This is a genomic window from Paracoccus halophilus (genome assembly GCF_000763905.1).
GTDB lineage: Bacteria > Pseudomonadota > Alphaproteobacteria > Rhodobacterales > Rhodobacteraceae > Paracoccus > Paracoccus halophilus.
In genome coordinates this window covers 77470-89114 of sequence record NZ_JRKN01000013.1, presented here as the reverse complement: position 1 = coordinate 89114, position 11645 = coordinate 77470, and the positions used below count along the sequence as shown (strand labels likewise).

Annotated in this window: 10 protein-coding genes; 8 read left to right on the top strand and 2 right to left on the bottom strand. The window is 68.0% G+C overall.

Going from position 1 to position 11645, the window contains the following annotated elements; translation table 11 throughout:
* Positions 1-2049: primosomal protein N' (locus tag IT41_RS10985; protein WP_036741127.1), on the top strand; the 2049-nt coding region annotated here is incomplete at its 5' end.
* Positions 2050-2060: 11 nt separating this feature from the next.
* Here IT41_RS10985 and IT41_RS10980 read toward each other — a convergent pair.
* Both IT41_RS10980 and IT41_RS10975 read right to left on the bottom strand, forming a co-directional pair.
* Positions 2061-2705, bottom strand: a complete 645-nt coding sequence (locus IT41_RS10980; protein WP_036741079.1) for an HAD family hydrolase — start codon at positions 2703-2705, stop codon at positions 2061-2063.
* Positions 2706-2801: 96 nt separating this feature from the next.
* The gene (locus IT41_RS10975) at positions 2802-3542 is read right to left on the bottom strand and encodes an N-formylglutamate amidohydrolase (RefSeq protein WP_036741077.1); all 741 of its coding nucleotides are present in this window, start codon (positions 3540-3542) and stop codon (positions 2802-2804) included.
* A gap of 134 nt (positions 3543-3676) precedes the next feature.
* Here IT41_RS10975 and pyk point away from each other — a divergent pair, with 134 nt between their 5' ends.
* From pyk to IT41_RS10940, 7 genes are all read left to right on the top strand, one after another.
* On the top strand, positions 3677-5122 hold the full coding sequence (pyk, locus tag IT41_RS10970) for a pyruvate kinase (RefSeq protein WP_036741075.1): 1446 nt from the start codon (positions 3677-3679) through the stop codon (positions 5120-5122).
* 33 nt (positions 5123-5155) lie between these two features.
* A complete protein-coding gene (locus tag IT41_RS10965; RefSeq protein ID WP_052081434.1) occupies positions 5156-5446 on the top strand; it encodes a hypothetical protein in 291 nt (96 codons plus the stop codon).
* A 108-nt stretch (positions 5447-5554) separates the two neighbouring features.
* The gene (gene rpmI / locus IT41_RS10960; protein ID WP_017998717.1) at positions 5555-5755 is read left to right on the top strand and encodes a 50S ribosomal protein L35; all 201 of its coding nucleotides are present in this window, start codon (positions 5555-5557) and stop codon (positions 5753-5755) included.
* Between the two features lie 12 nt (positions 5756-5767).
* Positions 5768-6127: a 50S ribosomal protein L20 gene (gene rplT, locus IT41_RS10955; RefSeq protein ID WP_036741074.1), complete on the top strand. Its 360-nt coding sequence runs from the start codon at positions 5768-5770 to the stop codon at positions 6125-6127.
* Positions 6128-6283: 156 nt separating this feature from the next.
* Positions 6284-6844: an ImuA family protein gene (locus IT41_RS10950; protein WP_036741072.1), complete on the top strand. Its 561-nt coding sequence runs from the start codon at positions 6284-6286 to the stop codon at positions 6842-6844.
* A complete protein-coding gene (locus tag IT41_RS10945; protein ID WP_036741071.1) occupies positions 6786-8264 on the top strand; it encodes a Y-family DNA polymerase in 1479 nt (492 codons plus the stop codon). The genes IT41_RS10950 and IT41_RS10945 overlap by 59 nt, the downstream gene beginning before the upstream one ends.
* Positions 8261-11638, top strand: a complete 3378-nt coding sequence (locus tag IT41_RS10940) for an error-prone DNA polymerase (protein ID WP_036741069.1) — start codon at positions 8261-8263, stop codon at positions 11636-11638. The genes IT41_RS10945 and IT41_RS10940 overlap by 4 nt, the downstream gene beginning before the upstream one ends.
* Positions 11639-11645 lie beyond the last annotated feature (7 nt).

The following is an 11645-nucleotide window of genomic DNA, read 5'->3' as shown; positions in this document are numbered from 1 at the left end:
GTCTGGGGGCCGGGGGCGGGTGATTTCGACCTGGCCCGGCTGCGCATGGTGGCGCGGCTGGTCGATGCGCCGCCGCTGACGCCCGCGATGATGGAATTCCTGACCCGGATGGGGGAATACACGCTGACGCCCCTGCCGCTGATGCTGCGCATGGCGACGCGCGCGCCCGATCTGGATCAGCCCCCCTCTGCCCGGCGGATCATCCACCGCGCCGGCGATCCGCCCGCGCGGATGACCGATGCCCGCGCCGCCGTGCTGCGGGTGATCGACGATCACGGCGGCGCCGGGTTCGCGCCCGGCGAACTGGCGCAGATGGCCGGGGTCAGCGCCGGTGTCGTCCAGGGGCTGGTCAAGGCCGGCACCCTGGCCGAGACGCTGGCCCCGCGCGATGCGCCCTATCCGCGGCTGGATCCCGATCTGCCCGGCAAGCCGCTCGCCCCCGATCAGGCGGCGGCGGCGGACAGCCTGCGCGCTGCGATGCGGGGCGCAGGCTATGGCACGACGCTGTTGCGCGGCGTCACCGGCTCGGGCAAGACCGAGGTCTATCTTGAGGCCGTCGCCGAATGTCTGCGCCAGGGGCGGCAGGCGCTGGTCCTGCTGCCGGAAATCGCGCTGTCGGCCGAGTTTCTGCAGCGGGTCGAGGCGCGTTTCGGCGCGCGTCCCGGCGAGTGGCATTCCGGCATCACCCGGACCGAGCGCCGGCGGCTGTGGACCATGGCCGCGCAGAACCATGTCGGCATGATCGTCGGCGCGCGCTCGGCCCTGTTCCTGCCCTTTGCCGATCTGGGCCTGATCGTCGTGGATGAGGAACATGATTCCTCGTATAAGCAAGAGGATGGCGTCTATTACAACGCCCGGGACATGGCCGTGCTGCGGGCCAGTATCGGGGGGGCTCAGGTGGTGTTGGCCTCGGCCACGCCCTCGGTCGAAAGCTGGGTGAATGCGGCGACGGGCAAGTATCGCCGGCTGGATCTGCGCGCCCGTTACGGCAGCGCCGAACTGCCCGAGATGGCCACCATCGACCTGCGCCAGCAAGAGATGGAAAAGGGCCGCTGGATCAGCCCCCGCCTTGCCGCCGAGATCGAGGCGCGCAGGGCGCGCGGCGAACAGTCGCTGTTGTTCCTGAACCGGCGCGGCTATGCCCCGGTCACCACCTGCCGCGCCTGCGGCCAGCAGATCGGCTGCGACCATTGCGACGCCCGCATGGTCGAGCACCGCTTTCAGAACCGCCTTGTCTGCCACCAATGCGGCGAGACGAAGCCGATCCCGGAAACCTGCCCGGGATGCGGGACCGAGGGCAAGATGACCCCCGTCGGCCCCGGCGTCGAGCGTCTGGCCGAAGAGGTCGCCGCCCGTTTTCCCGATGCCCGCGCCAGCGTGCTGTCATCGGACCTGTTCCATTCCGCGCGCGCGCTGAAAGAGGCGATTGCCGAAATCGGCGCCGGCGAAACCGATATCATCATCGGCACCCAGCTGGTCGCCAAGGGGCATAATTTCCCGCGCCTGACGCTGGTCGGCGTGATCGATGCCGATCTTGGCCTGCAAGGCGCCGATCTGCGCGCGGCCGAGCGGTCGTTCCAGCTGATGCGCCAGGTCGCCGGCCGCGCCGGTCGCGAGGGGGGCGAGGCGCGCGGGCTGGCGCTTTTGCAGACCTATCAGCCCGACCATCCGGTGATCCGCGCGATCCTGTCCGGACAGGACGAGGAGTTCTGGGACGCCGAGGCCGCGGGCCGTCAGGCCGCCGGCATGCCGCCATTCGGCCGGCTGGCGGGGATCGTCCTGTCCCATCCCGACCAGCCCGTGGTCGAGGATTACGCCCGCGCGCTTGCCCGCGACACCGCGCCGTTGCAGGCCATCGGCGGCGAGCTGTGGGGTCCCGCCCCCGCCCCCATCGCCCGCATCCGGGCACGTTACCGGGTGCGCATGCTGATCCGCGCGCCCAGGCAGGCCCCGGTTCAGGGTGCGATCTCGCAGTGGCTGCGCGGGGCGCCGAAGATGCCGACGAATTTGCGGCTGGCGGTGGATATCGATCCGATGAGTTTTCTTTAGCGGCGTGCTTTTCAGCGCAGCCCCAGCAGGTCGGGCAGGTCCAGCATCGAGGCGAATATCGTCGCCCCTTCTGCGGCCAGCGGCTCATTGCCATGGGGCGCATAGCCAAGGCAGCGGATGCCGGCGGCCCGCGCGGCGCGTGCGCCTGTGGGGCTGTCTTCGATCACGATGCAATCGTCAGGGGCCGCGCCAAGGCTGCGGGCAACGGCAAGGTAAAGGTCCGGCGCGGGCTTCGGCCGGGCAATGGTCTGCCCCGACATGACGACCTGAAACCGCTCGGTCAGGCCGGGATGCTGGCCCAGCGTCACGCGCATCTTTCGTTCCGACCCGTTCGAGCCGATGCCAAAGGGAATGCCTGCCGCCTCAAGCCGGTCCAGCACCTGCAAGATGCCGGGGATCAGCTCGACGCCCTGTGCCAGATGGGCGTAAAGCCGCTCGTAAAAGCGCTCCGCCCAATCGGCGGGCAGGTCCGCGCCCAGCCCGCGCGCCTTGGTCGCGATATCAGGCATCACATGACCGATAAAGCCTTCGGCAAGCTGCGCCTCGCTCAGCGGCAGGCCGCGCTCTGCCAGTTCGCTCCGCAACAGCTTCAGCGTTGCGGGTTCGCTGTCCACCACCACGCCATCGCAATCGAAAATCACGGCTTTTGGGGTCATGGCGCGGCTCCTGAAACATTACGCCATCGCGGCGCGTACCGGGTCAGTGCCGCAGGGGGCGGGCTTGGTCAAGGTGTCGCTTGACCGCCCGGGGGCTTACACCCCACACCTTTCCAAAAACCCGCCCAGCACCCCCGCCAGCCGGTCCGCCCATTCCAATTGCCCGGCCTGATCCGCGATCAGATCGTTCCTGATCTCGATCAGCACGTTCGGGCGGCCCTGCGCCAGCGCGTGGCGGTCGATGGAATCGCCCTGCAGATGGCCGGAATAGGGCTCGTTATCGCCGGTGATCCAGCCCTTGTCGCGGCATTCGCGGATCAGCGCCGGGCCCAGCCTTTCGTCACGATGCGAATACAGCACGCCCACCGCCCAGGGCCGGCGCGCGCGGCCGCGCAGCTGCGGGGTAAAGCTGTGGATGGCGCAGATCGCCCGGTCGGGGCGGGCGCTGGCCAGACGTCCGTAGGCGTCGTGATAGGGGCGGTACAAAAGCTCCAGCCGGCGCGCGCGCTCGGCCGCATCGGCAGCGCGATTGGCCGGGATCACCGTGCCGTCATAGAGCCGCATCAGCAGGGTCGGGTCGTCCTCGCCCCGGTTCGGGTCGATCACCAGACGCGAGAAATCGGACAGGATCGCCGGCGCCTCAAGCCGGTCGGCCAGCGCCCGGGTCAACCCCGCCGCGCCGATATCATAGGCGATATGGCGGGCCATATCCGCGGGCGCGATGCCCAGATCGCCGCCGTTCAGCCATTCCGGCACCCGGTTCGTCGCGTGATCGCAGGTCAGCAGCCAGCGCGATCCGCGCCCCTCGCCATGGATGTGAAATGCCGGTTCCGTCATAATTCCGCCGCCTTGTCCGCCGATAGGTTTAGGCAAGCTTGCGGCGATGCGCCAGTTGCCGTGGCCCGCGCTTTGCGCCATAGAGAAGGGAGCGCGATAGCGCAAACAACCGGCGCAGGCAGAAGGATCGCAATATGAGACGGCATCGCAAGGTCAAGATCGTGGCAACCCTGGGGCCGTCGTCGAGCGATTTCCCGACCATCCGCGCGCTGTTCGAGGCCGGCGCCGATGTATTCCGCCTGAACATGAGCCATGGCACACATGAGGAACAGCGCGCCCGCTATGACATCATCCGCCGGGTCGAGGCCGAATCGGGCCGCCCCATCGCGGTGCTGGCCGATCTGCAGGGGCCGAAGCTGCGCGTGGGTGCCTTTGCCGGGGGACCGCATGATCTGCAGGACGGGCAGGCCTTTCGCTTTGATCTGGACGAGACGCCGGGCGATGCGAGCCGCGTGCAGCTGCCGCACAAGGAAATCTTTGCCGCGCTCGAGCCGGGCTCGGAACTGCTGGTCAATGACGGCAAGATCCGCCTGCAGGTCGAGAAATGCGGCGCCGATTTCGCCGATTGCACGGTGACCGCCGGCGGGCCGATCTCGAACCGCAAGGGCGTGAACGTGCCCGATGTCGTGCTGCCGCTGGCGGCGCTGTCGGACAAGGACAAGGACGATCTGGAATTCGCCTGCTCGCTGGGCGTCGACTGGCTGGCCCTGTCCTTTGTCCAGCGCCCAGAGGACGTGATCGAGGCGCGCGAACTGGCCCGGGGCCGCGCTGCGATCCTCTCCAAGATCGAAAAGCCGGCGGCCGTCCGGGCATTCTCGGATATCCTCAAGGTCTCGGACGGGATCATGGTGGCGCGCGGCGATCTGGGGGTCGAGATGCCGGTCCATTCCGTGCCGCCGATCCAGAAGCGGCTGGTGCGCACCTGCCGCGCCGCCGCCAAGCCGGTGATCGTCGCCACCCAGATGCTGGAATCGATGATCGAAAGCCCGATGCCGACCCGCGCCGAGGTCTCGGACGTGGCCACCGCCATCTATGAGGGCACCGACGCGATCATGCTGTCGGCCGAAAGCGCCGCCGGGCAATACCCGATCGAGGCGGTCAGCACCATGGATCACGTGGCGCAATCGGTCGAATCCGACCCCACCTATCGCGAGATCATCGAAAGCTCGCGCAGCGCCAAGCGCCAGACCGTCGCCGACGGCATCGTCGCCGCCGCGCGCGAGATCGCCGAGACCACCGATATCGCCGCGATCTGCGCATTCACCCAATCGGGCACGACCGCCAGCCTGACCGCGCGGGAACGCCCGCGGGTGCCGATCATCGCCATGTCCTCGGAAACCGGGACACTGCGCCGGCTGTGCCTGACCTGGGGGACGCATTGCGTGCTGACGCCTTCGCTGGAACGCTTCAAGCAGGCAGTGGTAAACGCGGCCAAGGCGGCGCGCGATTTCGGCTTTGCCGATGAGACGAACCAGATCGTCGTCATGGCCGGGGTGCCCTTCAATGTGCCCGGAACCACCAATATCCTGCGCATCGCGCCTTGCGACGAACGCTTGATCTATCGCACCGACCCGGAATAAATCCATCTGGATGCAATTATTGGGATAGTCCAGATGTCGGATATTCTGCTGCTGGCGGGGGTGGCGCTTGGCGCGCTGTCGGTGATCATGGCCATTTTCTCGGTGCTGCGGACCGAGCCGCCGCGCGGCGCGGCGCTGACGCTGGTTCTGGCCATCGCGCTGCTGATCGTCAGCGCCTGGACCGATAGCCGTCCGTTCGGGATCACCGCGATCCGGGAATCCGGGCAGCGCCTGATCGACGGCGAGATCAGCCTGGGCGCCGGCCCAGCCGGCGCGCCCGCCCCCGATGCCGCGGCGCCGGCCGGGGACGCGCTCGGCCAATAGGGCTTGTCAAATGCGGCGCGCGCCCGTATAGGGCACGCTTCCATCCGCGCGGCCGGCCGATATGGCATTGCCGAGTCGCGCGTTCACTCTGACCGCAAGGAGAGTAAAATGCCGAAGATGAAGACCAAAGCGGCCGCGAAAAAGCGGTTCTCGATGACGGCTTCGGGCAAGGTCAAGGCCGGCCCGGCTGGCAAGCGCCATGGCATGATCAAGCGCTCGACGAAATTCATCCGCGATGTGACCGGGACCATGATCCTGTCCGATGCGGACGCGAAGATCGTCAAGAAATACATGCCCTATAACCGCTAAGGAGAACCGGACATGGCACGAGTCAAATCGGGTAAAGTCACCCACGCCCGCCACAAGAAGGTTCTTGACGCGGCAAAAGGCTATTACGGCAACCGTTCGCGCAACTTCCGCACCGCCACCCAGGCGGTGGACAAGGCGAACCAGTATGCCACCCGCGACCGCAAGAACCGCAAGCGCAATTTCCGCGCCCTGTGGATCCAGCGCATCAACGCCGCCGTGCGCGCGGTCGATGCCGAAATGACCTATTCGCGCTTCATCGCCGCGCTGTCGAAAGCCGGGATCGAGGTGGACCGCAAGGTTCTGGCCGATCTGGCCGTCAACGAGCCCGAGGCGTTCGCCGCCGTCGTGGCACAGGCCAAGGCCGCCGCCTGACAGCGACCGGCGGAAGCGACGAAACCCGCGCCCCGGCGCGGGTTTTTTTCATGCGAGACGCCCATGCGCATGCGCCTGCCCCGTCGGTCCCGGGCGGATCGGGGCCGGCTGCGCGGGTGAATTGAACCCGGCGGTTTCGGCGATTATCGTCGCCGCATGTCGCCGATCACAGCCTTTCCCCTTCGTCCTGCCCGCGTTCACGAAGCCTGCGGCCCTCTGGCTGCCGCGCTGGCGGCGGTTTCGGCCGCGCAGTCCGGGGGGCAGATCCTGTGGCTGCGCGAAGCCTGGCGGCCCGAGTCGATCAACCCCGCCGGGCTGGCCGCCTATGTCGATCCGTCGCGCCTCTTGCTGGCCCGGACCGGGAACCAGACAGAGACCCTGGCGGTGGCCGAGGAGGGGTTGCGCGACGGCTCGGTGCCGCTGGTGGTGCTGGAACTGACCGCGCCGCTGGGCCTGACCGCCGGGCGCCGGCTGCAACTGGCCGCGCAGGCCGGGCAGGGCACCGGGCTGTGCCTCATCCCCGAAGGCATGGGCAGCCCGGCGGCGGAAACGCGGTGGCATTGCAGTCCGCTGCCTGATCCCGGCAGCGCGGCCGGGGACTCGACTCTGCAGCGCTGGCGGCTTATTAAGAACAAATCAGGAACGCTGGGTGTCTGGGATGTTCGATGGAGCCCGTCGGCGCGTCGTCTCACTGTGGTTTCCGCGGCTCGCGAGTGACCGCGCCCTGCGCGCGCGGCCGGTCGCGGGGCCCTTTGCGCTGACGCTCAGGGCCGACAATACCAACCGGATCCATTGCCTGAACCCCGAGGCTGAACGGCGCGGACTTTATCGCGGCATGGCCTTTTCCGATGCCCGTGCCTATTGCCCGGAACTGCTGAGCCGGCTGGCGGATCCGATGGCGGATCGCCGGTTTCTGACCGGCCTGCGGCGATGGGCGACCCGCTATTGCCCCTGGGTCGGGATCGAGGGCGATGACGGGCTGGTGCTGGACATCACCGGCGCGGCGCATCTTGCCGGCGGCGAGGAGGCGATGCTGGGCGATCTGCGCCAGCGGCTGTGCCGGGGCGGGCTGACGGTGCGGATCGGGCTGGGCGACACGCGGGGCGCGGCCTGGGCGCTGGCGCATCATGGCGAAGGTGTGGCGCCGCCGGGCGAGGCGCTGGCCGTGCTTGGCCCTTTGCCGGTGGCGGGTTTGCGGCTGGATGCCGACAGCGTCACGGCGCTGCAAAGGCTGGGTTTGCGGACCATCGCGCAGCTGGCGGCGGCGGCCCGCGCGCCGCTGGCCCGGCGCTTCGGGCCGGGGCTGCTGATGCGGCTGGATCAGGCGCTTGGCACGCAGCCCGAAGAGATTTCCCCGCAGGCCGAGCCGCCGCATTACGGGCTGCGCATGAACCTGCCCGAACCGATCGGGCTGCAGGCGGATGTGATGGCCGGCACCGCGCGCCTGCTCGCCCGGCTGTGCGACAAGCTGAACCGGCAAGAGACGGGCGCACGGGTGCTGTGCCTGACCCTGCGCCGCATCGACAGCCAGTCCCGGCATGTGGAGCTGCGCCTGGCCCGGCCGATGCGCGATCCCGCCCGCATCCTGCCGCTTTTCGCCCGCGGCATCGACGAGGTGGATGCCGGTTTCGGGATCGACCAGCTTCGGCTTGAGGCGACGCAGGTCGAGCCCCTGCCGGTCGAACAGATCAGCCATGCCGGGCCGGACAGGCAGGGCCGTGTGGCCGACCTGATCACCCGCATCGGCGCCCGGATCGGGCTGGAGAATGTCCAGCGCTTCCTGCCCGCCGACAGTCATATCCCCGAGCGCAGCTTCATCATCGCGCCGGCCGCCTTTTCCAGGCCGGAAACCGGCTGGAACATCCCTTGCCCGCGGCCGCTGATCATCTTCCCGCCCGAGGCGATCGCCGCCAGCGGTCCACGCCCGCCGCGGCATTTCCGCTGGCGGCGGATGCGGCTGACGACCCTGCGCGCCACCGGCCCGGAGCGAATCGCGCCGGAATGGTGGCTCGACGACGAGAACTGGCGCAGCGGCATGCGCGATTACTGGCGGCTGGAAACCACCGAAGGCCGGCGGCTGTGGCTGTTCCATACCCCGCAAAACCCCGGCTGGTTCGTGCAGGGGGAGTTTCCATGATCGAGATCAATCGCGAGCATCGCCCGGTCGAGGCATTACGACAAGAGTTCCCGCATGCGCCCGGGGGGCGTTATGCCGAGCTTTGCGTCACCACGAATTTCACCTTTTTGACCGGCGCCTCGCATCCCGAGGAATTCGTCACCCGCGCGGCAGAGCTTGGCCTGACGGCTATCGCCATCACCGACCGCAATTCGCTGGCGGGCGTGGTGCGGGCGTATTCGGCGCTGAAGATCCTCGCGCAAAAGGCAGAGGAGGCCATCCGCATCCGCTCGCAGCACCGCATCGACAGCTGTTCGCGGCAGGAGATCGGCGCGCCCGAGGATATCGCCCGGCCAGACATGCCGCATATTCCCAGGCTGATCACCGGCTGCCGTCTGGTGCTGCGGGACAGCGCCGTGGAATGGCTTGCCCTGCCCATGGATATCGCGGCCTATAGGCGCCTTGCACGCCTGCTGACGCTGGGCAAGAGACGGGCCGAGAAAGCCCGGTGCCACCTCGATCTCGGGGATATGCTGGAGGCCTGCGCCGGCATGATCCTGATCGCCCTGCCATCGGGGGATATGGCGGCATCCGCCAGCGACATCCAGCGGCTCCAGCGGCGCTTTCCCGGCAATGTCTTTCTGGGCGCCGCGCCGCGCTATGACGGCTCGGATCAGGCGCATCTGGATGCCTGCGCCGGGCTGGCGCTGCGCTGTTCGGCGCCCATGGTGGCGGTGGGCGATGTGCTGATGCACCGTGCCGCGCGCCGGCCGCTGGCGGATGTGCTGACCTGCATGCGTCTGGGCTGCACGATCGACAATATCGGCACCCGCGCCCTGCCCAATGCCGAGCGGCGGCTGAAAACCCATGCCGATATGGAGCGGGTCTTTCATCGCTATCCGGCGGCGCTGCGCCGCACGCTTGAGATCGCCGCGCGCTGCAGCTTTTCCCTTGGCGAACTCAGCTATCAATACCCCGACGAGATTGCCGAGGGCGGCGAGACGCCGATGGCGCGGCTGACCCGGCTGGCGCATGAAGGCATGCGCCGCCGCTATCCCGATGGCCCGCCCGAGCGGGCAAAGGCGCTGATGGCCAAGGAACTGGCCGTGATCGGGGAACTCGATTACCCGGCCTATTTCCTGACCGTCCATGACATCGTGCAATATGCGCGCAGCCGGGGCATCCTCTGTCAGGGGCGCGGCTCGGCCGCGAATTCGATCCTGTGCTATCTGCTGGGCATCACCGATGTCAGCCCCGATCTGATCGGCATGGTCTTCGAGCGCTTCGTCTCGCGTCATCGCGGCGAGCCGCCGGATATCGATGTCGATTTCGAACATGAGCGCCGCGAAGAGGTGATCCAGTGGATTTACCGCAAATACGGCCGCGAACGCGCGGGGCTTTGCGCCACGGTGATCCATTTCCGTTCCCGCGCCGCGATCCGCGAGGTCGGCAAGGTCATGGGCCTGAGCCAGGATGTGACGGCGGGGCTGTCCGGCTCGATCTGGGGCTATTCCAGCGATGGCCCGGATCTGGACCGGGTGCGCGAGCTTGGCCTGAATCCCGACGACCGCCGCCTGTCCCAGACCCTGCATCTGATCGGCCAGCTGATCGGTTTCCCGCGCCACCTGTCGCAGCATGTCGGCGGCTTCGTGATCACCAAGGGGCGGCTGGACGAGCTGTGCCCGATCGAGAATGCCGCGATGGAGGATCGCACCGTCATCGAATGGGACAAGGACGATATCGACGCGCTTGGCATCCTGAAAGTCGATGTGCTGGGGCTTGGCATGCTGACCTGTATCCGCAAGGCGTTCGGCCTGCTCAGGGACCATGAGGGGCAATCCCTGACGCTGGCCACCGTCCCGCCCGAGGACGCGGCCACCTATGAGATGCTGCAAGTCGCCGATGCGGTCGGCGTCTTTCAGGTCGAAAGCCGGGCGCAGATGAATTTCCTGCCGCGCATGAAGCCGCGCGAATTCTACGATCTGGTGATCGAGGTCGCCATCGTCCGCCCCGGCCCCATTCAGGGCGGCATGGTCCAGCCCTATATCCGCCGCCGGCAGGGGCTGGAGATGTCCGAGCCCTTTGGCCCGGAACTGGAGGAGGTCACAAAGCGCACCCTTGGCGTGCCGCTGTTTCAGGAACAGGCGTTGCAGATCGCCGTGGTCGGCGCGGGCTATACGGCGGAAGAGGCCGACCAGCTGCGCCGCGCGCTGGCCTCGTTCCGGCGCATGGGCACGATTGGCGAGCATCGGGACAAGTTCATCGACGGCATGCTGTCGCGCGGCTACAGCCGGGACATCGCCGAACGCTGCTTTTCCCAGATCGAGGGCTTTGCCGATTACGGCTTTCCCGAAAGCCACGCGGCGGCCTTCGCGCTTCTGGTCTATGTCTCGGCATGGCTGAAACGTCATCACCCGGCGGTCTTTGCCTGCGCGCTGCTGAACAGCCAGCCGATGGGCTTTTACGCCCCGGCCCAGATCGTCCGTGACGCCCGCGAACACCATGTCGAGGTCCGGCCGGTCTGCGTCAATCACAGCGCATGGGATAATACGCTGGAACGCCGTGCCGACGGCGCGCTGGCCCTGCGGCTGGGCTTTCGCCAGATCAAGGGCTTCAAGCAAGACGATGCCGAATGGATCGCCGCCGCACGCGGCAATGGCTATCCCGATCCGCAATCGCTGTGGCTGCGCGCCGGCATCGCGCCGGCCGCACTTGAGCGCCTGGCCGAGGCCGATGCCTTTTCCGGCATGGGCCTGACCCGGCGCGATGCGCTGTGGCAGGTGCGCGCGATCCGGGGGCAGGAGCCGCTGCCCTTGTTCAGCGACCCGATCGACGGCGAGGCGATCCATGAGCCGCAGGTGACGCTGCCCGCCATGCATCTGGGCGAGGAGGTGGTCGAGGATTACGTCGCCACCCGCCTGACATTGCGCGCCCATCCGATGGAATTGTTGCGCCCCTCGATGCCCGGCCTGACCCGTCATGACGCGCTGACCGGGGTGCCGCTGCAACGGATCACCGTCTGCGGCCTCGTCATCACCCGCCAGCGTCCCGGTACCGCCTCGGGCGTGATCTTCCTGACGCTGGAGGATGAGACGGGCGTGTCGAATATCGTGGTCTGGAACCGGGTCTTCCAACGCTTCCGCCGCGAGGTGATGGGCGGGCGGCTGCTGCGCGTGACCGGCAGTCTGCAACGCGAGGGGATCGTCACGCATCTGATCGCGGAACGGATCGAGGATGTCTCGCACCGGCTGGGCGATCTGGGCCACCCGCTGGAGGGCGCGATCGGCCAGATCACCGCCAAGACCGACAACGCGCCCAGGCCATTGCCCGCAGCCCGCGCCCGGCACCCGCGCGAGCAGGCGAAACGGCTGTTTCCAAGCCGGGATTTCCATTGACGGGTGG

Bases quoted from the DNA above. Each gene is read 5' to 3' on its own strand.
- IT41_RS10975 (WP_036741077.1), bottom strand. From the start codon at position 3,542: ATGACGGAACCGGCATTTCACATCCATGGCGAGGGGCGCGGATCGCGC.
- IT41_RS10980 (WP_036741079.1), bottom strand. From the start codon at position 2,705: ATGACCCCAAAAGCCGTGATTTTCGATTGCGATGGCGTGGTGGTGGAC.
- IT41_RS10940 (WP_036741069.1), top strand. From the start codon at position 8,261: ATGATCGAGATCAATCGCGAGCATCGCCCGGTCGAGGCATTACGACAA.
- IT41_RS10950 (WP_036741072.1), top strand. From the start codon at position 6,284: ATGTCGCCGATCACAGCCTTTCCCCTTCGTCCTGCCCGCGTTCACGAA.
- rpmI (WP_017998717.1), top strand. From the start codon at position 5,555: ATGCCGAAGATGAAGACCAAAGCGGCCGCGAAAAAGCGGTTCTCGATG.
- pyk (WP_036741075.1), top strand. From the start codon at position 3,677: ATGAGACGGCATCGCAAGGTCAAGATCGTGGCAACCCTGGGGCCGTCG.
- IT41_RS10965 (WP_052081434.1), top strand. From the start codon at position 5,156: ATGTCGGATATTCTGCTGCTGGCGGGGGTGGCGCTTGGCGCGCTGTCG.
- rplT (WP_036741074.1), top strand. From the start codon at position 5,768: ATGGCACGAGTCAAATCGGGTAAAGTCACCCACGCCCGCCACAAGAAG.
- IT41_RS10945 (WP_036741071.1), top strand. From the start codon at position 6,786: ATGTTCGATGGAGCCCGTCGGCGCGTCGTCTCACTGTGGTTTCCGCGG.